This is a genomic window from Sphingomonas sp. Leaf30 (assembly GCF_001422525.1).
Classification (GTDB): domain Bacteria; phylum Pseudomonadota; class Alphaproteobacteria; order Sphingomonadales; family Sphingomonadaceae; genus Sphingomonas; species Sphingomonas aerolata.
Map to the genome: position 1 here is coordinate 1,057,810 of NZ_LMKZ01000001.1, position 24,714 is coordinate 1,082,523.

Consider the following 24,714-nt stretch of genomic DNA (forward strand, 5'->3'; position numbering starts at 1 on the left):
AGGTTATAGGGCTTGGTCCAAGGCAAGGCCGCTCTTAGGCATCAGCAATGCGGCTAGCTACATTTCCGATCCGTGCCCTCACAGGCGTATTGATGCTCGTAACCGGGCTCAGCATCATCGAGTCCAATGAATGGTGGATCAGAATCTGGGACTTTCCCCGGGTTCAGATACTCGGCCTCCTGCTGTTGGGCGGAGGCCTGGCGCTGTGGCTGGATCGGCAGGCAGGACGATGGATCGCGTTGGGGTGCGCCGTCGCAGCGGGGTGGCAACTGTATCGCATCTATCCGTATACACCGCTTGCGAAGACGGAGCTGGCCTTTGCGGATGATGCCTCAATTGCGCAGAGCCGGTGTTTCGGCGTCCTTTCGCTGAATGTGTTGGAGTCCAATCGAGACTATGGGCGAACGGCGCGGCTGATCGATCGGGTTAGGCCCGATATCCTGCTATTGATGGAAACCGACCAGCGCTGGGCCGATGCATTGGCCAAGCAGCTTGCGCGCTATCCACACCGGCTCGAACAACCGATCGGCAATACCTACGGCATGATCTTCGCCACGCGGCTGCCGATGCGCGATGGGCGGATCGAAACGATTGCACAGAAGGATACGCCGTCGGTCCATGCGGAGCTGACGGCCGGTGATCGATTTCGCGTGATAGCGCTTCACCCGCGCCCGCCCGTTCCCGGGCAGGATACCGAGGCACGCGACGCCGAGATCGCGATCGCGGCGAGTCGCGCCGCCCGTACGAAGCTACCGGTATTGGCCATCGGCGATTTCAACGATGTTGCATGGTCCCACACCTCGCAGCTGTTCAAACGGGTCGGAGGCTATCTCGACGCTCGGATCGGCCGGGGCACGTTCGCGACCTTCCCCGCGCGCACGCCGCTGCTCGGCTGGCCGCTCGACCACATGTTCGTCACACCCGAGTTCAAGGTGCGCAGCCTGGAGGTGCTGGAGGATGTGGGTTCAGACCATCTCCCGATACATTCGCGTCTTTGCCTGACCGGCCGGTCAGGCGCCAACAAGGCGCCTGACGCAGTGTCGAACGAAGACCGCAAGGACGTAAAGGAGGTCCTTCAGGAGTATCACGAGGATCAGCGCGAGCGGTAAGCCAAGCTCACCGATTTGACGTACATGATTGGGACAGAGCCGTTGCACGACGACCAGCTCAAGACACTGGTATCTGGCGAACGGCTTTGGCGTCGCATGACAGGGCAGGGGGCACAGAGATGGTGCCGATCAATCGCCGGGCAACTCGCCCGTGCTTCGCGCTACTTCACCAGCTATTCCGTGCCCAGAATGGCGCAAACGGCACGGCGGTAACGCGCATGACGTACAAGGGCTGACCGGGGTGCCAACTCCGTTTAACAGGGATCTGGCGACCAGATGGGAATGACGCTGTGATTGTCGGGTGACCGACGCCGACGAGATGGCATTGGAGAACCGGTTGGAACATGATGCCTGGTGGCAGACCTATCTGGATCAATGGACGGCGTTCCCGTTTCATGACCTGATCGCGGCTGTCGCGATCCTGAGCACGGCCCTTCTTCTGGGTATCGTTGCAGCGCGCCTTGCCTGTAGATACCTCCTGCCGGCCTTGACGCCGCGCCACGCCGACGTGGTCGCGCCGCGCCTGATGGCGATTACCCGTGCCGGCATGACGGCGCTGGTCCTGACTGCCTTTCTTGGCGTTCGGGGGCTCAACCCCGGCGCCGATCTTCTGCTTGCGGCGGGTCTCGGCATCGCGGTCGCGGTGCTGGCCTATGAGTTCGGCCGTGCGCTCGGTCTTCGGAGCCGACCAGCGTCGCTGATTGCCGCCACCTTGTTCCTCATCGTGCTGGCAAGTCGACTGGGGGGCCTCGCTCCGTTGATCGCGGGGCTGGACCGCGCCAGCATGGGGGTCGGCACCCGGCGTATTTCGCTGCTCGACATCGTCAACGCGGTCGGCTTGTCGCTGCTTCTGTTCCTCGCCGCACGCGCGCTGCTCGGGCTGATCCTGCGCTGGATCGGGCAGGCTCGACTGCTCGACGCGGCGCAACGCGTGCTGTTCCAGAAACTCGCCCAAATTGCGGTCGTCACCGTCGCGATCTTCGTCGGTATCGATCTTCTGGGCATCGATCTCACGGCGCTGGCCGTGTTCTCCGGCGCGTTCGGGCTCGCGATCGGTTTCGGCTTGCAGAAGACGCTCGGCAATCTGATCGCAGGGCTCATCCTGCTGCTCGACCGATCGATCAAGCCCGGCGACGTCATCGCGGTCGGCGATACCTTCGGCTGGGTCAACAAGATCGGCGTTCGCGCAGTCTCGGTGCTGACCCGTGACGGCAAGGAGCATCTGATCCCGAACGAACGGCTGATGACCGACGAAGTCGAAAACTGGTCTTTTTCCAGCCGGGACGTCAGGGTCCATGTCGGGTTTCGGGTGTCGTTCGACTGCGATCTGCGACTGGCGCAGAGGCTTGCCGTCGAGGCAGCGTCCGTCTCGCCCCGCGTGCTGACCGAACCCGCCCCTGTCTGCTGGATCAAGGAATTCGGCGACAATGGGGTGGAATTCGACCTGCGGATCTGGATCGACAGCCCCGAGGCGGGGGTTGGCAACGTCACAAGCGACGTGTTCTTTCGCATCTGGTACCTGTTCAAGGAACACGGCGTCACCATCCCGGTGCCTCAGCGCGATCTCCGTTTTCATTCTACATCAGGCGAGCAAACGCCCCCGACCTAGGCCACTGCCTCAGTGATCAGGGCGCCCGTTCGATGAAGCGGGGCACTGCACCGCGGCGTACGGCCCTGATCCTGTTCGGGATCCTCATGTCGGTCCACCGTAAGCGATTGCAGACAGGCGCTGTCGAAAGTCTGTAACTTCCTCAAATGCCAACCAATCAAGCGGATCACCGAAAGACTTCACAGCGGCACTGCGGATGGGCAAGAGACGGCATGCACACTGACGATGCAGACACGGTGCACTATCGCCTGCGCCGCCAGAGCCGAACCCCGGCGTGGCTGGCCCTGTCGTGGCGGGCGCTGGTCGCGTTGGCGCTGATCGGCATCGCGCTCGCGGTCCACTGGTTCGATCGCGGCGGGCTGCGGCAGAATTCGGGCGAGCCCGTGACCTTCGCCGACATTCTGTATTTCACCATGATTACCGTGACGACGGTCGGCTACGGCGACATCGTGCCTGTGACCCAGCAGGCGCGGATGTTCGATACCTTCGTCGTGACGCCCATCCGGCTCTTCGTATGGCTCATCTTTTTAGGTACCGCATATGATTTTCTGCTCAAGGGCGTCTGGGAGAAATGGCGTATGTCGGTGATCCAGCGACGTCTCGAAGACCATGTCGTGGTCGCCGGGTTCGGTACGAGCGGATCTGAGGCCGTCAGCGAACTCATCCGTCGCGGCGCCGATCCGGGCATGATCGTGGTCGTCGACGAGCGCGCTGCGGCGTTACGCACGGCGGAGAGTTGCGGCACGACGGTGATGGAGGGAAACGCCACGCGCAACGCCGCGCTGGAGGCCGCCCGACTCTCCAAGGCCCGCGCGCTCATCGTCTCCGCCGGCCGTGACGATACCTCGATCCTTATCGTGCTGACAGCGCGGCGGATCGCGCCCGATCTGCCGATCAGCGTGGTGATCCGGTCGGAGGACAATGAAGCGATTGCGCATCAGGCCGGCGCAAACGTCGTCATCAATCCGGCCAGCTTCGCCGGCCTTCTGCTCGCCGGGTCCACGCACGGCGCTCACACCGCCGAATACATGGCCGATCTTGCCGCGTCGGGCGGGCGTGTAGTCCTGCGGGAACGCGAGGTCGCTGCCGACGAGGTCGGCAAACCGCTTGCCGCCATCGCCACCGGGCTCGGCCACCGCATCTATCGTGGGCATCAGGACTTTTGCTTCTGGGAACCCGAGGCCGCCCGTCTGGAAGCGGGCGATATTATCGTTGAGGTTGTCCCCCGGCGCTAAATTACCACCAAATGGCCGGCCAGCGCCGTTTTTTGCGGGGGCACCTCGTCTACCGGATCCATGGCGTTCTTCATCAAGATAGGGCGAGGCCTCGTTTCGATCGCCTGACGGCCGAACCGAAATCGTCGCCGGCTGGCTGAAAATGGCGGATTGGCCGTTCGAATCCGGCATGATGATCGAGATGTCCTTGTTCCCTCGGACGTCGGTTTGCGGCCAGAGGGCGATGCGTACGGCCCCATGATCATCGAAGGCTCAGAGGCTGTTGCGTCGGTCAACGACGATGAAGCGCGACACGGGGAATTGCTGGTCAGGGGGCGTGAGCTCAATGTCGGTAAACGGGCGTTCCCGCCGCACCTGCGGGCCTATAATCAGGGCGCAGCGTTCAGGCTCGAGATTCCTGCCGAGCCAAGACAGGGAGAAATACGGCTTTCGTCCGAGACGACCGCGCTTCGCTTCCCGCGCGATTACGCATGCCGAGGGCGAGACGTATCGGATAACAGGTTCCCGACACCGTCCATCGCTTGTCGAGCTCGATCGACGCGCCGGCATAGAGGTCGGTTTCGTACCAGCCCGGCAGGGCGCCATCGTTCGGCTGGCCGAGCCCGGGCTTCGACCCCTGGATACTGTTCCATGTTCCGGCAAGCACACTGGCCTTCTTCTCGGCCGGCAGCATCGTCTCGGTCGGACGCTCATCGCTTTGTTTAGCCAGGCGTCCTGCGCTGCCGCCGACGACAGCACCACCGACAGGGCGAGGCCGCAAGCGAGAGGCCTAGTCAATCGTTTCCCCATCGTAACACTCGTTCGCAACTGACAAGGCTCAGCGTCGTTCCATTCACTGGACAGTACATTAACCATGAATAGGGGGTACATTGACCGAGCCGGTACCGAATGATGCGCGACAGCCAGCCGCGGGTCGCAAGGCGGAGATCAATCCGCCTGTATTCTTCGTTTCGGCAGGCCTGATCCTGGCCTTCGCCCTCTTCGGCGCACTCGCCCCGGAGACCGCGAACCGGGTGTTCACGACCGTGCAGGCGCTGATCGTCGCGGATTTCGGCTGGTTCTACATCGCCGCCGTCGCGGGGTTCCTGATCTTCGCCATCTTCCTGATGTTCAGTCGCTATGGCGATGTGAAGCTCGGGCCCGACGACAGCGAACCGGATTACAGCTACCCGTCCTGGTTCGCGATGCTGTTCAGTGCGGGGATGGGGATCGGCCTGATCTTCTTCGGCGTGGCCGAGCCGATCCAGCATTATGCATCGCCACCCGTGGGTGAGGGGAAGACGATCGCGGCCGCGCGCGAAGCGATGGTCCTCACCTTCTTCCACTGGGGCCTGCACGCTTGGGCGATCTACATCGTGGTCGGGCTGGCGCTTGCCTATTTCGCGTTTCGCCGTGGACTACCGCTCACCATCCGCTCGGCACTCTACCCGCTGATCGGCAAGCGGATCTATGGCCCGATCGGCCACGCTGTCGACATCTTCGCGGTGCTGGGCACGATGTTCGGTGTTGCGACGTCGCTTGGTCTCGGCGTGCTGCAGGTGAATGCCGGGTTCAATTACCTGTTCGGCCTGCCGACGAGCATCCCCGTTCAGCTCGTCCTGATTGCCGCCATCACGGGCATGGCCACGCTGTCGGTCGTCGCCGGACTGGACAAGGGCGTGAAGCGCCTGTCCGAACTCAATATCATCCTGGCCGGACTGCTGCTCGTCTTCGTCCTCGTCACCGGGTCGACGGTGTTCCTGCTCCAGGCCTTTGTGCAGAACATCGGCACCTATCTCGGCGAAGTCGTGCCGCGCACCTTCCGCCTCTACGCCTACGAACCCAACCCGTGGCTGGGCAATTGGACCTTGTTCTATTGGGGTTGGTGGATCGCATGGTCGCCCTTCGTTGGCATGTTCATCGCCCGCATCTCGCGCGGGCGCACGATCCGCGAATTCATCGGCGGCGTGCTGCTGGTGCCGACCCTATTCACCTTCCTGTGGATGACGGTGTTCGGCAACACTGCGATCGCGCTGGACATGGCGGGTACGGCCGCCATCGCCGACACCGTCGCCAACAATCTGCCGGTGGCGTTGTTCGAGACACTGGAGCAACTGCCCTTCGCAACGGTTGTCTCGGGTATTGCGACACTCTTGATCATCACCTTCTTCGTCACGTCGGCGGATTCCGGGGCATTGGTCATCGACATGATCACGTCGGGCGCGGCGGAGAACCCGCCGGTGTGGCAGCGTGTATTCTGGGCGGTATCCGCGGGCGCCGTCGGTGCGGTGCTGCTGGTCGCCGGTGGGCTCCAGGCCCTTCAGACTGCCGCGATCGCCAGTGCATTGCCATTCGCGGTGGTGATGGTGTTCATTTGCTATGGGCTGCTGCGCGCCTTGCAGGCCGAGGGCCAGGAAGCGTTGGACCTGTCCGCCGCGGGTTCCGATCCGATCGCCGAAACGCCGTTGAGTTGGCAGCAGCGCCTCGCGACCATCACGCGCTTCCACGACAAGCGTGAGGTTGCGGCGTTCCTCACCGATACGGCAAGCCCGGCGCTCGACGCGGTAGCGGCACAGATGCGCGACAGCGGCCTTTCGCCAACCCTCGTTCAGGACGAAAACCAGGTCGAGCTTCGCATCCCGCACGGCGAGCGTGGCGAGTTCCGCTACGGGGTTCGGGCACGCGGCTTCCGCCAGGCAAGCTTCGCCTGGGCGGCATCGCGCAAGGCGAACGAACAGGAGCGTCTCCACTACCGGGCGGTGGCGCATTCCTCGGAGGGAGAGCCGGCGCATGATGTGACCGGCCTAAGCGACGAACAGCTGATCAACGATCTCCTCAACCGGTATGCGCGGTTCCGCCACGCCCGGCGGATGACCTGAGCGGGACTGTTCGCCGACCAGGAGCCGCCGCCGAGAATGACATGCCGAACAGAGAGAAGATCACGGACAGTGCCAACGAGCGCGCCATCGACGAGTCGATTGCCGTTACTGCGCCAGGCCTCCCCGATGACGCGCTCTCGCCTGGCGAGGACCTGCCGGAGGCGTCAAGTGAGGAGGACGTTGCGTGGGTCGCGGCCAAGCGCGGTGCGCCTGACCCAACCAATAACTTCCTAGGTCTGCGATAGGCCTGGTTTTTCCGGGTCGATCGGCGTGACTTCGTCCGCAGGTTCGAAGCGTAGCGTCCACCGGGGGTAGCCTTCCGGTGAAATCTCGATGTCGGGCAGGCCGACCGGGTCCGAGCCGGTTTCTACCCATCCAGCGCCATGGCACCGATCGCAGGCAGTGCGCTTGCAGCGGAAGCTTACGAGATCAATCTCGGTATTCCATTGGCCCCGGCCTTTGCAGAATGGGCACAGTGCATCCAAGCTCCCCTTACGGGGCTGGATCGGAACGATGTCAAAGGCGTGGGGGCTGTCTGGACCGTCGCAATAGACGATGTTGCTGGCGTGAGGCATGCGCCGCAGTCGCGGAACAGCCGTCTCAATGCAATATGGCCTTGGTGCGTTCAGCGACCATTTGTCGGGCGGTTATCCCGTCTCGCGCTGCCTGATCTCGCCAGGCATCCGATATCCAGCACGGCGCGTTTCCCATGCGCCAGAAACGGGTCGGTGGTTCTCAGACACCCTGTCGACGCCGTATTGCCGATGACCCCTCGGACACCCTCCGCAACGATCATTCGAAGCTGCGACAAACACGATCTGCCGCGCTCGACGGAATACGGTATGCGACGCCGCCTGTAGCACTGGGCGCCTCGCGGGGCGTTGATTCTATTGATATTTCGCCGATCTCAAACGCTTGGCGATGAGATGGTGACCCCTACGGGAATCGAACCCGTGCTTCAGCCGTGAAAGGGCCGCGTCCTAACCGCTAGACGAAGGGGCCTGCGTGGTTGGAGGCGCCTAAGGCCAAGTGGCTGGCCCGTCAACCCTTCAATCGGCCCAAGCGGCATCTTCGACGTGCAATTCTGCTGCGGGGCGCGATGCCCAGTCGTCGATCTTGGCGCGACCGGCGAGCCAGAGCTTGCGGTGCGGGGCCGCGCCGAGCAGCGCCTGGCCGAGCGGCGTCTCGGCGGCGCGGAACGCCATCGCCTTGACGCTGCGGCCGTCGTCGCCCGCGACGATCGTGCGGACATGGCCATTGCCTACCACATCCGCCTTGATCACGCGGACCGGCCCCATCGCGACGCGAGGTGCGGGCCAACCCATGCCATAGGGTCCGCCTGCGTCCATCGATTCGACCAGCGCCGGATTGACCCCGCCCGCGGCAAGGACCGCATCGAGCAGCAGCGCGCGGCCGTCATTCGACTGCGCGACCGCCGCGGCGAGCCGCTCCTCGAGGAAATCGGCAAAGGCCGGGATCGCCGCTTCGGCGATCGTCAGACCGGCCGCCATCGCGTGGCCACCCCCCGACACGAGCAGGCCCTGCTCGCGCGCCGCCATCACCGCCGCGCCGAGATCGACGCCCGGGATCGACCGGCCCGATCCCTTGCCGATGCCGTGTTCGTCGATCGCGATGACGATCGCGGGCCGACCGAGCTTTTCCTTCAGGCGACCCGCGACGATGCCGATGACGCCCGGATGCCAGCCCTGTCCGGCGACGACCGCGACGCTGCGGTCGCGACTGGCGAGCAGGTCGGCGGCCTCCTGCACCGCGGTCTCGATCGCGCGGCGTTCCTCGTTGAGACGGTCGAGCTCCTCGGCGATCCCGCGCGCCTCGTCGGGGTCCTGCGTGGTCAGCAGGCGGACGCCGAGATCGGCGCGGCCGACGCGCCCGCCGGCGTTGATCCGCGGGCCGAGCGCGAAGCCGAGATCGGTGCAGGTCGGGTTGCGCGTCAGCCGCGACGCCGCGATCAACGCGGCGACGCCGATGTTGCGGCGCGCGCCCATGACCTTCAGCCCCTGCGCGACGAACGCACGGTTGAGCCCGCGCAACTGCGCGACGTCGGCGACGGTGCCGAGCGCGACGATGTCGAGCAGGTCGATGAGCTTGGGCTCGGCGCGGTTCTCAAAGAAGCCGCGCGTGCGCAGCGTGCGGACGAGCGCGGCAGCAGCGAGGAAGCACATGCCGACCGCAGCGAGATGGCCGTGCGCGGCGCCCTCGTCCTCGTCGAGCCGGTTGGGATTGACGAGCGCCAGCGCGTGCGGGAGCGCAGTCGAGCATTTGTGATGGTCGATCACGATCACGTCGACCTTCGCATCGCGCGCGGCGTCGAGCGCGTCGAACGCCTGCGCGCCGCAATCGACCGTGACGATCAGCGAGGCGCCTTCGCCCGCGAGCCGGACCATGGCCTCGCCCGACGGGCCATAGCCTTCGAGCAGGCGGTCGGGGATATAGGCGCGCGCCTCGATCCCCAGATCGCGCAGCACGAGGATCATCAGCGCGGCGGAGGTCGCGCCGTCGACGTCGTAATCGCCGAAGATCGCGATCTGTTCGCCCGCCTGCACCGCATCGGCGAGCCGGTCGGCGGCGCGGTCCATGTCGCGGAAGATCGACGGGTCGGGCATGAACGCGCGGATCGACGGCGTGCGGTGCGCGTCGAGCGCCTCGCGAGGGCAGCCGCGTGCGAGAAGGAGCTGGGTCACCAGATCGTCGCCGCCGAACCCGTCGCGCGCGTCCGCGGCGAGCGAGCGCCAGCGCCAGGGCTGGCCGAGGATCGAGGAGGTTACGCCGAGAACTGTCATGCGCCGGAGGTAGTGGCTGCGGGGGGATTGTCGAGCGGGTTCACCGACGCGGGCAGGCGATCCTCCCCCGACGCGGGAGGGGCGTCACTTGATCCAGGGGCGTTCGCGAAACCATTTCGTGACGATGTATTTGACGCCCTCGACCACCGGCATGCCTTCGTGGAGCGTCAGGCCATTGGGGCTGCCGTCGGGGCTCATGTTGTTCCACGCGAGCAGCAGCCCGCGCTTGGGCGCAACCTTGACGCCTGCCTGTGGGAACCAGGTGGCGCCGCCCTCGGGCACGTCGTTCAGATAGACCATCGCGGTCCAGGTGCGCTGGCCGCCCTGTTCCTGCATCTTTTCCCAATAGCTTTCGCTGGCGTGGAAATAATCGTGATGCGCGCGGAATTGCTGGCCTGGGGCGTAACGCTGCCCCTGCATCGTCTCGCCATGCGGCAGGTCGATGCCGAGCAGCGCGGCGATCGCCTCGTCAGTGGGTTGCACATCGGGGGACCAGCGATCCATGTCGCAGCTCTCCGACGTGCGGAAACTGCTGTTCGGGCGGTCGGACAGCAGCGTCGACGGTCGCCGCTTCGAATCAATCAGCGCGATGAGCGCACGACAGGTCGCGGCGTCGAGGAAGTTGGCGTGGTGATAGAATTGCACCCCGTCGATCGCGACCCGCTGGACCTTCGGATTGGCGTCGAGCCGCGCGGCGACAGTGGCGCCCGCCGCCTGCCGTGTCGGCGCCATCGGATCCTGCGGTTTGGCTTTGGTGAATAAACCCATGGATCCGAATTTGCGCAGCCGTCCGCGAAACGCAAGGGGGGCGCAACTGGGACGGCACGACGGGCGGGGTCGCTCGTCGTGCCGCGATGCGCCTACCAGAAGATGTCGTAGACCGTGTCGACGACCCGCCCGCTGTCGAGATCGACGAGCAGCGCATCGTTGTAATAGCGGACCCAGCGATACGGCCCATAGGCCTCGGGCAGGCGATAGGTGTAGGGATCCTGGATCCAGTAATTCTGGTTGTACAGAATGCTGTTCAGCGAAAAGCCGATGCCGAAGCGGCGATAGCCCGAGCCCCATCCGTTCGGCGCATAATAGCGCGGCAGGCGGTAGGCGCCGCGGTTGCTCGCGCGATAGTCGCTCCAGCCATAGCGAGTGTCGCTGCGCCAGCCGCGGTTCCATGCGCCGCGCTGGCCATATCCGCCGCGGCCATAGCCCTGGACGGTGCCGTAGCCGCCGAAATGCTGGCCGTTGCGATAGCCGCCCCGATCCCGATCGCCGTCACGTCCGCGCCAGTCGTCGCGCCCACGCCCATCTGGGCGGCCGCGAAGGTCGGCGCGCCCGCGTGGATCGTCGCGATAGCCGCGGTCGTCGCCGGGGCGGCCGTCGAAGCGGGCGCGGTCGGGCTGACCGCGGCGATCGTTTCGGACGTCCTGGCGGGCGGCATCGCGCTGCGCATTGCCGCGGACCCAGTTCTCGCGAACCTGATCGGCCTGCCGGTCCGACGCCACGCGCGCATTCCAGTCCTGGCGGGGCGCGTCCGGTCGGCCGTTACGCCCATAGCCACCGTCACCGCGTGCCTGGCCCTGCACGACCGTGCCCTGGTCCGCACGTTGCGGACGATCGCCCCGATCGCCCCGATCACCACGCACCTCGCCATTCCCCGGCGCCTCGGCACTGAACCGCTGCGCCTGTGCGGCAACCGGCACCAGTGCGGATGCCACGAGCAAGATCTTCAGGAAACTCCGCGTCATTGCCGTCGTCCTCGACTGCCGGCGCACGAGCCGGCTCCTATGGTGCACCCCGTCTAGCCTTACGGGCGTGAGGCGACGCTGAATGGCTTGGTCAGCGATCCGACAGGATTCGTGGGCGGGTGGCCTAGCGCGCGGGCGGCGGGACAAGCGCGGGAACGAGCCTTGCGGAATCCGCCGGGTCGATCCCGGGGCGCGGGCCGGCGGGCAGGACCTCCTCACCCCGGGTCGCGCGGCCCGCGCGCTGGATCGCCTCGACGACGCGCGGATAGACCCCGCAACGGCACAGATTGGTGATCTGTTCGCGGATCAGCGCCTCGCTCGGGTTTGCATCGCGTTTCAGCAGTGCGGCGGCGGCCATGATCATGCCGGGGATGCAGAAGCCGCATTGCGGCACCGCTTCGGCGATGAAGGCGAGCTGCAGCGGGTGGTTGCGTTCGTGCGACAGCCCCTCGATCGTGGTGACATAGCGCCCCTCGATCGATCCGATCGGCACACGGCAGCTGCGCACCGCACGGCCGTCGATATCGACCGTGCAGGCGCCGCAATGGCCGGTGCCGCAGCCATATTTGGTCCCCGTCAGGTTCGACGCGTCGCGCAGCGCCCAGAGCAGCGGCGTCGCGGGATCGAGCCGATATTCGATCGCCTGGTTGTTGACGGTGAAGCGGGTCATCCCCGCGCGGTAGCCGATCCCCCGGGCGGAGGGGAGGGGGCTATTGCCGCCAGCTCGTGTCGCGCTTGTCGACCAGCCGGACCATCGCCTCGAAATCCGCCTTGCCCGCACCGCCGGGCAGCGAGACCTTGCCGAGATCGCGCTGGTGCACCTTGACCACATCGTCGGGGATCAGGATCGGCGTGCCCATCGACGCCGTCGCGACCTGGATCTCGCAGGCGCGCTGCAGCGACCAGTGCTTGATGAACGCCTCGGGCAGCGTCCGGCCCATGACCAGGATGCCGTGATTGCGCAGCAGCATCACGCGCTTGTCGCCGAGATGCTCGATCAGCCGTTCGCCCTCTTCCGACCGGACGGTGACGCCTTCGAAATCATGATAGGCGATCTGGCCGATGAAGTTGCACGCATAGAAATTGGTCGGCTGCAGCCCGCCCTCGACCGCGCTGACCGCCATGCCCGCGGTGGTGTGGGTGTGCATGATGCAATGCGCGTCGGGCAGGTGCTTGTGGAACAACGCGTGCTGCGTGAAGCCCGCGAGATTGACTGGATAGGGGTTCTGGTCGAGCTTGTTGCCGTCGATGTCGATCTTGACGAGGCTCGACGCGGTCACCTCGCTGAAATGCAGCCCGAACGGGTTGATAAGGAACGCGCCGTCCTCGCCGGGGATCTTCAACGTGATGTGGTTGTAGATCATCTCGGACCAGCCGAGCATGTCGAAGACCCGGTAGCAGGCGGCAAGCTGCTGGCGGGCCTCCCATTCCGCGGGTGAAACCGTCGAATTGCGCAGCGCTGCGGTCGCCATCTCATGCTCTCCCTTGTCGCGTTTGCAAACGGCATACCCGAAGCCCGAAAGCGCGGCAATCGACGGGTGGCACGCCGCAGCCGGGCGCGAACGCGCCTCTAACCATTGCCACGCGCGGTCGCCCCGGCTTATGCCGCCGCCCAACAAGACCGCGAGAGGGCGCAATTTATTATGCATGTCGACACCCATCACACCGCCGCCGCGGGAGGCGCCGCCGCAGAGGGCGATGCCAATCACGGTTACGACGCCCCCGACCTGCGCGTCTTCGTCTTCGCCCTGTTCTTCATCTTCGGCGGCATCACCTCGCTGAACGACATCATCATCCCCAAGATGAAGGAGCTGTTCACGCTCGACCATGCGACCGCAATGCTGGTCCAGTCGGCCTTCTTCCTCGCCTATGCGCTGTTCTCGATCCCCGCCGCGGCGATCGTGCGCAAGGCGGGCTATATGCGCACCGCGTCGATCGGCCTGGTGACGATGACCGCGGGCTGCCTGTTGTTCATCCCGGCCGCAGGCAAGGCGAGCTTCGAGATGTTCCTGTTCGCGCTGTTCGTGCTCGGCGCAGGGATCACCATCGTCCAGGTCGTCGCCAACCCGCTGATCTCGGCGCTCGGCCATCCCAAGTCCGCGTCGAGCCGGCTGACCTTCGCGCAGGCGTTCAATTCGCTCGGCACGACGATCTTTCCGTATGTCGGCTCGGCGCTGATCCTCGGCGGGCTCGCGACGGTCGATTCGTCCAAGCTCACCGGTGCCGCGCTCGACGCGTATCGCACCGAATCGTCGCGCACCGTGGTGCACACCTATATCGGCCTCGCGATCGCGCTGCTGATCGTCGCCGCGGTCGTGTGGACCAGGCGCAACCGGCTCAACGAGGAGCAGGACCAGACCGGCAGCATCTTCCACGCGTTCACTTTGCTCAAGCGCCCGCGCTTCGCGATGGGGACGGCGTGCATCTTCCTGTATGTCGGCGCCGAAGTCGCGGTGGGTTCGCTGATCGTGAACTATTTGATGCAGCCGAGCGTGATGGGCCTGAGCGACGTCGCGGCGGGGCAGCACGTGCCGTTCTACTGGGGCGGTGCGCTCGTCGGGCGGTTCATCGGCGCGTATATCCTCAACAAGGTGTCGCCGGGCAAGGTGCTCGCGGGCGTCGCGACGGGGACGCTGGCGCTGATCCTGATCTCGGCGAATACCGAGGGCGCGCTTTCGGGCTGGGCGCTGCTGGCGATCGGTCTGATGAACGCGGTGATGTTCCCGACGATCTTTTCGCTGGCGTCCGAAGGCCTCGGCAAGCGCGCGGCCGAAGGGTCGGGCGTGATCGCCACGGCGATCGTCGGCGGCGCGATCATCCCGTATTTCACCGGCGTGCTGGCGGACAGCTCGGGCAGCCTGCACTTCGCGTTGCTGCTGCCGGCGATCTGCTATGCGTTGATCCTGGCGTATGGGTTGTATGCGCGGAAGCCGGTGGCTGAGGTCGCCTGAACCCGCTCGTCATCCTGGGCTCGACCCAGGATCCAGAGCCACGACCGCTAGCGTATGTGGCTCTGGGTCCTGACTTTCGTCAGGATGACGGATGCGGAAGCGGCGGCGCGGCGCGGCCGGTCGCGAGATCGGCGTCGGAGAACCGGATCGGCGTGCGGAGGCCGGGGACCGTCGATCCGTCCGGCCGCGCTGCATCGATGCGCATCCCGCGCGCGATGACCTGCGGATCGTCGAACGCCTGCGCGACGGTGTTGATCGGTCCGGCGGGCACACCCACGGCCTCGAGCCGCGCGAGCAATTCCAGCTTGGGCACCAGCGAGGTCGCTGCCTCGATCCCCGCGAACAAGATGTCCTTGAACGCCAGCCGCCCGGCATTGGTCGCGAACCGCGGATCGTCGCGCATCGCGGGCAGCTCCATTGCGTCGCAGAAGCGGCGGAACTGGCCGTCATTGCCGACCGCGAGGATGAACCACCCGTCGCTCGTCGGGAAGACGGCGTAGGGGCACACGTTCATGTGCGCGTTGCCGACGCGCGTCGGCGAGATGCCGCTGGCGAACCAGTTCATCGCCTGGTTGGCGAGCACGCCGGTCATCGTGTCGAGCAGCGCCATGTCGATCTGCTGACCCTTGCCGGTGCGCTCGCGCATCGCGAGCGCGGCCTGGATCGCGATCACCGAATACAGCCCGGTCATGATGTCGGCGAAGGCGACGCCGATCTTTTGCGGCGCTTCGTCGGGTTCGCCGGTCAGGTCCATGATCCCGCTCATGCCCTGGACGATGAAGTCGTAGCCTGCGCGCGGCGCATAGGGGCCGTCCTGCCCGAAGCCGGTGATCGAGCAATAGACGAGCCGCGGGTTGATCGCGGCTAGTGTGGCGTAGTCGAGCCCGTATTTGGCGAGCCCGCCGACCTTGAAATTCTCTATGACCACGTCGGCGTCGGCGATCAGCGCTAGGACTGCGGCCTGGCCTTCGGGGGTGGTGAAGTCGGCGACGACCGAGCGCTTGCCGCGGTTGGCGGCGTGGAAATAGGCGGCGTCGCGCGAGCCGTCGGGGTTGTCGATGAAGGGCGGGCCCCAGCTGCGGGTGTCGTCGCCGGCCGGGCTCTCGATCTTGACGACGTCGGCGCCGAGATCGGCGAGGACTTGGCCTGCCCAGGGGCCGGCGAGGATGCGGGCGAGCTCGACGACTTTGAGGCCGGCGAGGGGCGAAGGTTTGGCTTCCAAGTTAGAGCACCACCCCGGCGAAGGCTGGGGCCCAGTTGGAAAGGTTGCAGTAACGACGCGCAGCATCAGCCAAGGTGCGTCCCCCAATTGGGCCCCGGCCTTCGCCGGGGTGGTGAGCAAGCACGTGGCCTATCACTAGAACGCCGCGATACCTGTGATCGCGCGGCCGAGGATCAGCGCGTGGACGTCGTGTGCGCCCTCGTAGGTGTTGACCGTCTCGAGGTTCATCATGTGGCGCATCACCTGATACTCGCCCGAAATGCCGTTGCCGCCGTGCATGTCGCGGCTCATCCGCGCGATATCGAGCGCCTTGCCGACGTTGTTGCGCTTGACGATCGAGACCATCTCGGGCGCGAACCGCCCCTCGTCCATCAGCCGCCCGACGCGGAGTGACGCCTGGAGTCCGAGCGCGATCTCGGACTCCATGTCGGCAAGCTTCTTCTGATAGAGCTGCCGCCCGGCGAGCGGGGTGCCGAACTGGTTGCGATCAAGGCCATATTGCCGCGCGGCGTGGAAGCAGAACTCCGCCGCACCGAGCGCCCCCCACGAAATCCCATAGCGCGCACGGTTGAGACAGCCGAACGGCCCCTTCAGCCCCTGGACGTCGGGAAGCAGCGCGTCCTCGCCGACCTCGACCTCGTCCATCAGGATCATGCCGGTGATCGACGCCCGCAGCGACAGCTTGCCCTCGATCTTGGGCGTCTCGAGCCCCTTCATCCCGCGTTCCAGGATGAAGCCGCGGATGCCGCCGCCATGCTCGTCGGACTTCGCCCATATCACGAACACGTCGGCGATCGGCGAATTGGAGATCCAGGTCTTGGCGCCCGAGATGACATAGCCGTTCGCGGTCTTCTTCGCGCGCGTCGTCATGCCGCCGGGGTCCGAACCCGCATCGGGCTCGGTCAGTCCGAAGCACCCGATGAACTCGCCGGTCGCGAGCTTTGGCAGATATTTGCGCTTCTGTGCTTCGGAGCCGAACGCGTTGATCGGGTACATCACCAGGCTCGACTGGACCGACATCATCGAGCGATAACCCGAGTCGATCCGCTCGACCTCGCGCGCGACCAGGCCGTACGCGACATAGGAGGCGCCGACGCCGCCATATTCCTCTGGGATAGTCGGTCCGAGCAGGCCGAGATCACCCATTTCGCGGAAAATCGCGGGATCGGTATGTTCATGCTGGAACGCGTCGATGATCCGCGGCGCGAGCTTGTCCTCGGCATAGGCGCGCGCGGTGTCGCGGATCATGCGTTCGTCTTCGCTCAGCTGGTCGTCGAGCAGGAACGGATCCGCCCATTCGAACTTGCCCATTCCGGCGCCGGTGCCTGCCATCGTCATCTCCTTCATTGGCCGCCGACTTCGTGTTTCCAAGGCCGAAAGTCCAGCCCCAAGGCATGGCTATGCGTCGATCAGCGTCAACGCCGCGATGGTGACACGCAGCCGCGACCCGACCTGCTCCACCGCGTCGATCGCGAGATCGGCGAGGATGTGCCCCCGTAGCGGCAGCTCGGTATCGGGCAGGGCGGCAAGCCAGGATCGAAAACCGGGTATGGGATCCGCCAGGACGACCAGATGGTGTTGCTCGCCCGAGAAGGTGGCGCTCGCCCATGGGCGTGAAACCGTCTCGATCACCGCGAATGACGTGCCAGATGCGGCGACACTGGCGTGAAGTGCGCGGATCAATCGCGTCGCGACATCGGGGCCGCGCAGGGGGTCCATCCTCACGACCGGCCGCGCCCGGACGTGTTCGCGATGAACGCCTCGATTCGCGCGACCAGTCCGGCCCGTGGCTGGCGACCGCGTCTGAGATCCGCGACAAGCCGGGAATCATTCACCGCACGCCGTCCGAAGGTCGCCGCCCCCATGTCGGTCTGCCGCAGATATCGGTTAATCTTGACCAGTACGGACATCGTTTGCTCCTTGTGACTCCCTACGCCCGTTCACGATCTGTTCCTTGAAATCCAACTTGTCTAGGACTTTTCCTGCGCTATGGTCTCACCATGTCCGATCCCGATCCCCGAGCAGCGCTGGCACGGCTTGCGGCTGCGCGCGGGGACAGTCTGGCGGCCCTGTCGGCGATGCTGGGACGCAACGCGGCCTATCTGCAGCAGTATGTGAAGCGCGGGTCGCCACGACGACTGGCGGAGGATGATCGCCGCCTGCTCGCGCAGTATCTCGGCGTTGAGGATCATGTGCTCGGCGGGAGCGGAACGAAGGGTGGCGAAAGTCGAACCGGGTTCCGGATCGCCCGCCTGGCGGTGCATGCGTCGGCCGGGCCGGGCGCGCTGGTCGATGACGAGGTGTTGCTGGGCACCGATGTGATCGACCCGGCGTTGGCGCGGCGGCTCGGGCTGCGCGACGGGCAGGCGGCGATCATCCGGGTCCGGGGAACATCGATGGAGCCCGGCCTGCAGGATGGCGATCACATCATCGTCGATATGGCGACCACGGTGCCGGGCGGGCGCGGACGGCTCTACGTCATCCGGGTCGAGGGCCGGACGATGGTCAAGCGTGTCGCGCTACGCGATGGGACGCTCAGCGTGTCGAGCGACAATCCTGCAGCGCCGCCGGTGCCCGACGGCCCGGTCGACATTGTCGGCCGCGTCGTCTGGCAGATGCGCGAACCTAGCTAGCGGCGGTCGCGGATCCAGACGAGCAGCGCGGCGGTGACGCCGATCGCGGTGCCGATGAGGAGACCGGGCGTGGCTTGGCCGATCGCAAATCCGACCCCGGCACCGCCAAGGATGCCGAGTGCGATCAGGAAGCCGCCAGCAGCGGTCGGACGTTTGTCAGCCATGTCCCGCACCTGCCACGTCGCGCGCGCGGACGCCAGTGCCGGCTGCCGACGCGGACGATGCACCGCGCAACGCGCTGATTGTCCGGCAGGATATTTCGATGTCATGACGAAACGTGGCGAAAATGCGTCACGAACGACTGTCGCGGGGGGCCAAGCCCGGCTAGGAGGCGAGCATGGTGTACCGCTTCGGGTGGGTCGGGATCGGTACGGCCACCGCCGTCCTTGTCGTGCCGATGCTGACGGCGCCCCCCCGCGCCGCCGCGCAGACACGGGTGTCCACGCCGCAGGAAGGCACTGCGACCGCGGACGCGCCGGTGTCGCTCGATCCGATGTCGCCGCTCGCGCCGCTGCCGGATATCGGCGTCGCCTGGCCTGATCTTGCCGCCGCCACCGATGATCCGGTCACCGTCGCGACCAACACCGATGCGACGACCGAGACGCGCTATTCGTGGCGGCTGGAAGGGATCGACTCGATCGAGAATGCGCTGCTGAAACAGCGGTTCGATCAGCTCTCGACGCTCAACGCGAACGACGGCGAGGTCGCCAACGCAGCGCAGCTCGATCGCCGTGCGCGCGAGGACGGCGACCTGCTCAACAGCCTGTTGCGCGCCGAGGGCTATTATGACGCGCGCGTCACCACCCGGGTCGAGCCCGGGCAGAAGCCGCTGGTGATCGTCTCGGCCGATCCGGGCACGCGCTACACCTTCACGGGCGTGACGATCGACGGTCTGGCGGCGGCGGGGGACAAGGCGCCCGCGCTGGCCCAGGCCTTCGGCATCAAGCCTGCCGACCCGGTCAACTCCGACGCGATCGTCGCGGGCGAGGCGAAGCTGACGACTCAGATCGGGCGCGAGGGCTTTCCCTTCGCCAAGGTCGGCGATCCGGCGATCGTCGTCGATCATGCGACACGCACCGCCACGCTCGACCTCTCGATCGTCCCGGGCGGCCAGAAGCGCTTTGGCCGGATCGTCGCGCTGCCCGGCAACCGCGTGTTCGATGCGGACCATGTGCAGGAGATCGCGCGGTTTTCCCCCGGCCAGCCCTATGATGCGGGCGAGCTGGACGATCTGCGCCGGGCGCTCGTCCAGACCAGCCTGGTGTCGTCGGTCGAGGTCAGGCCGATCCCCGGTAGTACCGCCGACAGCGTCGATATCGGTGTGAAGCTCGACCGTGCGCCGCCGCGCACGGTCGCAGGCGAGCTTGGGTATGGCACGGGCGAGGGCGCGCGCGCCGAGGTCAGCTGGACGCATCGCAATCTGTTTCCGCCCGAAGGCGCGCTCACGCTGCGCAGCGTCATCGGAACGCAGGAGCAGCTTGGCGCGATCGTCTATCGCCGCAACAACTTTCATGCGCGCGATCGCGTGCTGACCGCGCAGGTCTCCGCGGTGCATATCAACCGCGATGCCTATGAGGCCAAGACCTTCACGCTGGCCGGCAGCATCGAACGTCAGACGAACATCTTCTTCCAGAAGACCTGGACCTGGTCGCTCGGCGCGGAGCTGATCGCGTCGGACGAACGCGACGTGATCGTGTCGACCGGCGACCCGCGACGCCGGACCTTCTTCATCGGCGCGCTGCCGACCACGCTGAATTACGACGGATCGGACGATCTGCTCAACCCGACGCGCGGGTTCCGGCTCGGCGGGCGGCTGAGCCCGGAGGCGTCGTTCCAGGGATCGGTGTTCGGCTACGCCCGGACGCAGATCGACGCGAGTGTGTACAGGACGGTCAGCGACGGAATCGTGCTGGCGGGGCGGACCCGGCTCGGCACGATCGTCGGCGCGCCGCGCGACCAGGTGGCACCGTCGCGGCGTTTCTATGCCGGCGGCGGCGCGTCGATACGCGGCTATGGCTATCAGTCGATCGGTCCGCGCGATCCGAACAACGACCCGATCGGCGGCCGCAGCTTGACCGAATTCTCGATCGAGGCGCGGATCAAGGCGTTCGGCAATTTCGGGGTCGTGCCGTTCCTCGATGCGGGCAACATCTACACGTCGCCGCTGCCCAAATTCACCGGCCTGCAATATGGCACGGGGATCGGGGTGCGCTATTATTCGAACTTCGGCCCGATCCGATTCGATGTCGGGACGCCGATCAACCCGCAACCGGGCGACAGCCGGATCGCGGTCTATGTATCGCTGGGACAGGCGTTTTGACCGACGCCGCGACCGAGGCGACAGAGCCGGGCCGGCCTGTGCCACGGCGCCGCTGGTGGCGCTGGCTTGCGGCGGCATTCCTGGCCCTGGTGGCGATCCTGGGTGCTGCACTGCTCATCGTCGATACCGATATCGGCCACCGCTATGTCGCCAACCGGGTCGGCGCGATCCGTGCGGCCAACGGGCTGCGCTTCACGATCGGGCGGATCGACGGGTCTCTCTATGGTGATACGCGGCTGACTGATCTGCGCGTCTATGATCTCGACGGGCTCGTGTTCCAGGCGCCGCGTGTCGCGCTCGACTGGTCGCCCATCCGCTGGTTTTCGAACCGGCTCGAAATCCGCCGGCTCGCGATCGATCGCGCGACGCTGTTCCACGTCCCGCGCACCCGACCGTCGAAGAGGCGCACGCCGATCCTGCCCGATTTCGACATCCGGATCGGGCGGCTCATGGTCGGACGTCTGCTGCTCGACACGCGCGTGCTCGGCACCGCCCGCGTCGCGCGGCTCGACGGCCGTGCCGATATCCGCTCGGGACGCGCGCTCGTCGATGTGAACGCGCTGGTCGCGGGCAGCGATCGGCTCAAGCTGCGGATCGATGCGGAGCCCGCGCGCGACCGGTTCGATCTGGACGTCGCGGCGCGCGGTGAGGCGAACGGGGTGCTCGCGCGGATGGTCGGTGCCCGGAGCAACGTCGCGCTCGTCGTCACCGGTGACGGCCGCTGGGCGCGCTGGACGGGCCGCGCACAGGGTAATGTCGGCGCGTCACGCGCGGTCGATCTCGCGCTTTCACAGGCGAGCGGACGCTATACGCTGTCGGGAACGCTCGCCCCCTCGGGGCTGCTCAGCGGACGGCTCGCGCGGCTCACCACGCCGCGGGTTCTGGTCAATGGCGCCGCGACGTTCGTCGAACGCCGGCTCGACGGGCGGCTGTCGCTGCGGTCGCCGGCGCTGTCGCTCGACACGACGGGTATCGTCGATCTCGGCGCGAACGCGTTTCGCGATTTCCGCGTGAAGGCGCGGCTGCTGCGGCCGACGGCGCTGATCGGGACGATGGGGGGCAGCGCCATCGAACTGCGCGCCATTCTCGACGGTGCCTTCGCGACCGCCAGTCTCGACTACCGCCTCGATGCGGCACGGCTGGCCTTCGACAAGACCGGATTCGATCGCGTGCGGATCGCTGGCAAAGGGCGATTGTCTGCAGCGCCGGTCACCGTCCCGATCCGCGTCACCGCCGCCCGCGTGACCGGGGTCGGCGATGTCGCCGGGGGGATCCTGCGCAACCTGTCGGTAGATGGGCGGCTGCGGATCACGCCTGCGCTGTTGACCGGTGACGACCTCGTGCTGCGCTCCGACAAGCTCAACGGACGGATCGGCATCCGGGTCGATCTGCGCACTGGGCGGTTCGACGTCGGGGTTAATGGCCGGCTCGGTCGCTATCTCATCCCGGGGCTGGGGATCGTCGACGTCACGTCGACGCTGCGCGTCGTTCCGGGGCCGAACGGCAAGGGCGCGCGCGTTATCGGGCAGGGCGCGGCACAGGTGCTGCGGCTCGACAACGCCTTCTTCCGCAGTCTCGCAGGTGGTCTGCCGCGGCTCACCGCCAATCTCGAACGGACGACGGACGGAGTCCTGCATTTCAACAACCTCGTCCTCGTCGCGCCGCAGATCCGGTTGAGCGGCAGCGGCTACCGACGGCGCGACGGCAGCTTCCGGTTCGAGGGCGGCGGCCGCCAGAAGAATTACGGTCCGGTCACGCTGACGCTGGACGGCAGGATCGAGCGGCCGACGCTCGACCTCGTCCTCGCCAGCCCCAGTCCGGCGCTGGGGCTGACCAACGTGCGGGCGCATCTCGATCCGACCGCGCAGGGCTATGCCTTTGCTGCTGCGGGCGGCTCGCGGCTTGGCCCCTTCACCGCGGCGGGTACGCTTCTCCTGCCGCGCGGCGCCGGTGCCACGATCGCGATCGCCGCGCTGGACGTCAGCGGGACCCGCGCGACGGGGACGCTCGCGATCGTCGATGGCGGCTTCAACGGGCGGCTTGCGGTGGCGGGCGGCGGTCTGTCGGGCGAACTGCTCTTCCGGCCGGTCGGCGAGAATCAGCGCGTTGAGGCGCATCTCGATGCGCGCGCAGGGACGCTCGCCGGCTGGACGCTGCGGCGTGGTCATATGGATCTCGTCACGATCCTCGACCCTGCGGGCACCTCGATCGAGGCGACCGCGACCGGCGCAGGCTTGCAACGCGGCGCGCTCAGCATCGGGCGGCTGGCGGGCAGCGCGTCGCTGCGCGGCGGGGTGGGGCAGATCAAGGCGTCGATTGCCGGGTCGCGCGGACGCGCATTTGATATCGAGAGCGTGACCGACGTGACCGCGGACAGCTATCGCATCGCCGCGCAAGGGACGCTCGACCGGCGGCCGCTGCGCCTGCTGAGCCCCGCGATCGTGACCCGCGACGGCGATGGCTGGCGCCTCGCACCGACGCGTCTGAGCTTCTCGGGGGGCGAGGCGCAGATCGGCGGACGCTTCACCGGATCGACCAGTGCGATCGACGCGAGCATGACGCGGATGCCGCTGGCCATCCTCGACATCGGCTATCCCGGCCTCGGGCTTGGCGGCCTGGCATCGGGGACGTTCAGCGTCGCGACGAGCGGCGGGAACCCGCCGACGGGCAAGGCGGACGTGACAATCCGTGGCCTCAGCCGTGCGGGGCTGGTGCTGTCGTCGCGGCCGATCGATGTCGGGGTCGCGGCGCTTCTGTCGCCCGACAAGCTCGGCCTGCGTGCGGTGATCGCCTCGGGTGGCAAGACGATCGGGCGCGCACAGGCGCAGCTTGCGCCGCTTGGTGAGGGCGACCTTGCCACGCGGATCGCGCGCGCGCGGCTGTTCGGACAGCTGCGCTACAGCGGGCCTGCGGACACGCTGTGGCGGCTGACGGGGGTCGAGCTGTTCGACCTGTCGGGACCGGTCGCGATCGGGGCGGACGTCGTCGGTACGCTCGAAGCGCCGGTAATCCGCGGCGTCGTCCGTGCAACCAACGCTCGCATCGAAAGCGGCACGACGGGGACGATCCTGTCGAACGTCCAGGCCAGCGGCCGGTTCGGCGGCTCGCGCCTGGTGATCGACCGTTTCGCGGCGGACGCGGGCAAGGGCGGCCGGGTGACGGGGGTCGGCCAGTTTGATTTCGCAGGCAAGAACGGGCTCGGCATCGACCTGCGGTTGCAGGCTGCAAACGCGGTGATGATCAATCGCGACGATATCGGTGCGACGGTGACGGGGCCGCTGACGTTCACGTCGGACGGGATAGGCGGCGTGATCGCAGGCGACGTGGTGATGAACAAGAGCCGCTACCGGCTAGGCCAGGCGACCGCGGCGAGCGCGGTGCCGCAGCTCAACATCCGGGAGATCAACCTGACCGAGGGCGGGGAGGAAAAGGCTGCGCCGACGCGCCCCTGGACGCTGGCGATCAAGGCCCGCGCGCTGAACCAGGTCATGGTCAGCGGACTGGGGCTGACGAGCGAATGGTCCGCCAATCTCCAGATCGCCGGCGAACCGCAGAACCCCGCGATCACGGGACGTGCGACGCTGATCCGTGGCGATTACGAATTTGCCGGGCGCGAATTCGAACTGGCGCGCGGCGTCATCCGGTTCGATGGCGGCGTCCCCGCCAATCCCGCGCTCGACATCGAGGCGAATGCGGACTCGACCGGGCTTAACGCCTCGATCCGCGTCACGGGCTATGCGCTCAAGCCCGAGATCGGGTTCACCAGCACGCCTGCGCTGCCGCAGGACGAGCTGCTCTCGCGCCTGCTGTTCGGGACGTCGATCACCAACCTGTCCGCGCCCGAGGCCCTGCAGCTCGCGGCGGCGGTGGCGGCGTTGCAGGACGGCGGCAACGGGATCAACCCGATCAACGCGGTGCGGCGTGCCGCGGGTCTCGACCGGTTGCGCATCCTGCCTGCCGACCCGCAGACGGGGCAGGGCACGTCGATCGCCGCGGGCAAATATGTGACGCGGCGGCTCTATGCGGAGATCGTCACCGACGGCCAGGGCTATAGCGCGACGCAGGTCGAGTTCCAGGTGACGCGCTGGCTGTCGCTGCTGTCGAGCATCTCCACGCTTGGCAGGCAGAGTGCGAACGTCCGCATTTCGAAGGACTATTGAACCGGCGGCAAACGCCGGAGGACCCCTTGTCGTGGGAACCAGCGCTTTCGGCCATGGTTGATCGGCAGTCACAT

19 protein-coding genes and 1 tRNA gene are annotated in these 24,714 nt (G+C 66.6%); 9 read left to right on the top strand and 11 right to left on the bottom strand.

From position 1 onward, the window contains the following. The first annotated feature begins 92 nt into the window (after positions 1 to 92). The 5 genes from ASE89_RS04930 to ASE89_RS04950 all read left to right on the top strand — a co-directional run bounded on the left by ASE89_RS04930 (position 93) and on the right by ASE89_RS04950 (position 6,811). Positions 93 to 1,109: an endonuclease/exonuclease/phosphatase family protein gene (locus ASE89_RS04930; protein ID WP_056674563.1), complete on the top strand. Its 1,017-nt coding sequence runs from the start codon at positions 93 to 95 to the stop codon at positions 1,107 to 1,109. 301 nt (positions 1,110 to 1,410) lie between these two features. Continuing rightward, positions 1,411 to 2,718 carry a mechanosensitive ion channel family protein gene (locus tag ASE89_RS04935; RefSeq protein WP_156363274.1) on the top strand — a complete coding sequence of 436 codons (1,308 nt, stop codon included), beginning with the start codon at positions 1,411 to 1,413 and terminating at the stop codon, positions 2,716 to 2,718. 212 nt (positions 2,719 to 2,930) lie between these two features. Further along, positions 2,931 to 3,953, top strand: coding sequence for a potassium channel family protein (locus ASE89_RS04940; protein WP_056674565.1), 1,023 nt, complete (start codon positions 2,931 to 2,933; stop codon positions 3,951 to 3,953). Positions 3,954 to 4,103: 150 nt separating this feature from the next. Beyond that, positions 4,104 to 4,658, top strand: coding sequence for a glycoside hydrolase family 97 N-terminal domain-containing protein (locus ASE89_RS21535; RefSeq protein WP_168427561.1), 555 nt, complete (start codon positions 4,104 to 4,106; stop codon positions 4,656 to 4,658). A 164-nt stretch (positions 4,659 to 4,822) separates the two neighbouring features. Next, the gene (locus ASE89_RS04950) at positions 4,823 to 6,811 is read left to right on the top strand and encodes a BCCT family transporter (protein ID WP_056674569.1); all 1,989 of its coding nucleotides are present in this window, start codon (positions 4,823 to 4,825) and stop codon (positions 6,809 to 6,811) included. Between the two features lie 927 nt (positions 6,812 to 7,738). On the opposite strand, the gene ASE89_RS04960 is transcribed toward ASE89_RS04950, so the two are convergent. From ASE89_RS04960 to ASE89_RS04985, 6 genes are all read right to left on the bottom strand, one after another. After that, positions 7,739 to 7,813, bottom strand: a tRNA-Glu gene (locus tag ASE89_RS04960). Positions 7,814 to 7,860: 47 nt separating this feature from the next. After that, positions 7,861 to 9,612 carry a single-stranded-DNA-specific exonuclease RecJ gene (gene recJ / locus ASE89_RS04965; protein WP_056674574.1) on the bottom strand — a complete coding sequence of 584 codons (1,752 nt, stop codon included), beginning with the start codon at positions 9,610 to 9,612 and terminating at the stop codon, positions 7,861 to 7,863. Positions 9,613 to 9,696: 84 nt separating this feature from the next. Continuing rightward, positions 9,697 to 10,380, bottom strand: coding sequence for a prolyl hydroxylase family protein (locus ASE89_RS04970; protein WP_056674577.1), 684 nt, complete (start codon positions 10,378 to 10,380; stop codon positions 9,697 to 9,699). Between the two features lie 92 nt (positions 10,381 to 10,472). Next, positions 10,473 to 11,354, bottom strand: coding sequence for an RcnB family protein (locus ASE89_RS04975; RefSeq protein ID WP_056674579.1), 882 nt, complete (start codon positions 11,352 to 11,354; stop codon positions 10,473 to 10,475). A gap of 124 nt (positions 11,355 to 11,478) precedes the next feature. After that, the gene (locus ASE89_RS04980) at positions 11,479 to 12,024 is read right to left on the bottom strand and encodes a (2Fe-2S)-binding protein (RefSeq protein ID WP_031438879.1); all 546 of its coding nucleotides are present in this window, start codon (positions 12,022 to 12,024) and stop codon (positions 11,479 to 11,481) included. 40 nt (positions 12,025 to 12,064) lie between these two features. Further along, entirely contained in the window at positions 12,065 to 12,826 is a 762-nt protein-coding gene (locus ASE89_RS04985) for a class II aldolase/adducin family protein (protein WP_031438880.1), read from the bottom strand. 171 nt (positions 12,827 to 12,997) lie between these two features. Between ASE89_RS04985 and ASE89_RS04990 the strand changes: the two genes are divergently transcribed. Continuing rightward, positions 12,998 to 14,305 carry a sugar MFS transporter gene (locus ASE89_RS04990; protein WP_056674581.1) on the top strand — a complete coding sequence of 436 codons (1,308 nt, stop codon included), beginning with the start codon at positions 12,998 to 13,000 and terminating at the stop codon, positions 14,303 to 14,305. A gap of 79 nt (positions 14,306 to 14,384) precedes the next feature. Here the strand turns inward: ASE89_RS04990 and ASE89_RS04995 are convergent, their stop codons facing one another. The 4 genes from ASE89_RS04995 to ASE89_RS05010 form a co-directional block, all read right to left on the bottom strand. Then, entirely contained in the window at positions 14,385 to 15,527 is a 1,143-nt protein-coding gene (locus ASE89_RS04995) for a CaiB/BaiF CoA transferase family protein (protein WP_056674583.1), read from the bottom strand. A 135-nt stretch (positions 15,528 to 15,662) separates the two neighbouring features. Further along, positions 15,663 to 16,859 carry an acyl-CoA dehydrogenase gene (locus ASE89_RS05000; RefSeq protein WP_056675368.1) on the bottom strand — a complete coding sequence of 399 codons (1,197 nt, stop codon included), beginning with the start codon at positions 16,857 to 16,859 and terminating at the stop codon, positions 15,663 to 15,665. A gap of 66 nt (positions 16,860 to 16,925) precedes the next feature. After that, positions 16,926 to 17,252, bottom strand: coding sequence for a hypothetical protein (locus ASE89_RS05005; RefSeq protein ID WP_156363276.1), 327 nt, complete (start codon positions 17,250 to 17,252; stop codon positions 16,926 to 16,928). Next, positions 17,249 to 17,437, bottom strand: coding sequence for a hypothetical protein (locus ASE89_RS05010; RefSeq protein ID WP_031438885.1), 189 nt, complete (start codon positions 17,435 to 17,437; stop codon positions 17,249 to 17,251). The genes ASE89_RS05005 and ASE89_RS05010 overlap by 4 nt, the downstream gene beginning before the upstream one ends. A gap of 90 nt (positions 17,438 to 17,527) precedes the next feature. On the opposite strand from ASE89_RS05010, the gene ASE89_RS05015 reads away from it, so the two are divergent. Continuing rightward, positions 17,528 to 18,160, top strand: a complete 633-nt coding sequence (locus ASE89_RS05015) for a S24 family peptidase (protein ID WP_056674588.1) — start codon at positions 17,528 to 17,530, stop codon at positions 18,158 to 18,160. Here the strand turns inward: ASE89_RS05015 and ASE89_RS20750 are convergent. Next, positions 18,157 to 18,324, bottom strand: a complete 168-nt coding sequence (locus tag ASE89_RS20750; RefSeq protein ID WP_168427563.1) for a hypothetical protein — start codon at positions 18,322 to 18,324, stop codon at positions 18,157 to 18,159. The genes ASE89_RS05015 and ASE89_RS20750 overlap by 4 nt on opposite strands. A 173-nt stretch (positions 18,325 to 18,497) precedes the next feature. Between ASE89_RS20750 and ASE89_RS05025 the strand changes: the two genes are divergently transcribed. Both ASE89_RS05025 and ASE89_RS05030 read left to right on the top strand, forming a co-directional pair. After that, on the top strand, positions 18,498 to 20,480 hold the full coding sequence (locus ASE89_RS05025) for an autotransporter assembly complex protein TamA (RefSeq protein ID WP_056674593.1): 1,983 nt from the start codon (positions 18,498 to 18,500) through the stop codon (positions 20,478 to 20,480). After that, positions 20,477 to 24,640: a translocation/assembly module TamB domain-containing protein gene (locus ASE89_RS05030; RefSeq protein ID WP_082451235.1), complete on the top strand. Its 4,164-nt coding sequence runs from the start codon at positions 20,477 to 20,479 to the stop codon at positions 24,638 to 24,640. Before ASE89_RS05025 ends, ASE89_RS05030 begins: the two co-directional genes overlap by 4 nt. The last annotated feature ends 74 nt before the right edge of the window (positions 24,641 to 24,714 follow it).

Excerpts from the sequence above, each read along its gene's own strand:
- ASE89_RS05010 (WP_031438885.1), bottom strand. The coding sequence starts at position 17,437 with ATGTCCGTACTGGTCAAGATTAACCGATATCTGCGGCAGACCGACATG.
- ASE89_RS20750 (WP_168427563.1), bottom strand. The coding sequence starts at position 18,324 with ATGGCTGACAAACGTCCGACCGCTGCTGGCGGCTTCCTGATCGCACTC.
- ASE89_RS04980 (WP_031438879.1), bottom strand. The coding sequence starts at position 12,024 with ATGACCCGCTTCACCGTCAACAACCAGGCGATCGAATATCGGCTCGAT.
- ASE89_RS04940 (WP_056674565.1), top strand. The coding sequence starts at position 2,931 with ATGCACACTGACGATGCAGACACGGTGCACTATCGCCTGCGCCGCCAG.
- ASE89_RS04930 (WP_056674563.1), top strand. The coding sequence starts at position 93 with ATGCTCGTAACCGGGCTCAGCATCATCGAGTCCAATGAATGGTGGATC.
- ASE89_RS04985 (WP_031438880.1), bottom strand. The coding sequence starts at position 12,826 with ATGGCGACCGCAGCGCTGCGCAATTCGACGGTTTCACCCGCGGAATGG.
- ASE89_RS05000 (WP_056675368.1), bottom strand. The coding sequence starts at position 16,859 with ATGGCAGGCACCGGCGCCGGAATGGGCAAGTTCGAATGGGCGGATCCG.
- ASE89_RS04990 (WP_056674581.1), top strand. The coding sequence starts at position 12,998 with ATGCATGTCGACACCCATCACACCGCCGCCGCGGGAGGCGCCGCCGCA.
- recJ (WP_056674574.1), bottom strand. The coding sequence starts at position 9,612 with ATGACAGTTCTCGGCGTAACCTCCTCGATCCTCGGCCAGCCCTGGCGC.
- ASE89_RS05025 (WP_056674593.1), top strand. The coding sequence starts at position 18,498 with ATGGTGTACCGCTTCGGGTGGGTCGGGATCGGTACGGCCACCGCCGTC.
- ASE89_RS05015 (WP_056674588.1), top strand. The coding sequence starts at position 17,528 with ATGTCCGATCCCGATCCCCGAGCAGCGCTGGCACGGCTTGCGGCTGCG.
- ASE89_RS04975 (WP_056674579.1), bottom strand. The coding sequence starts at position 11,354 with ATGACGCGGAGTTTCCTGAAGATCTTGCTCGTGGCATCCGCACTGGTG.
- ASE89_RS04970 (WP_056674577.1), bottom strand. The coding sequence starts at position 10,380 with ATGGGTTTATTCACCAAAGCCAAACCGCAGGATCCGATGGCGCCGACA.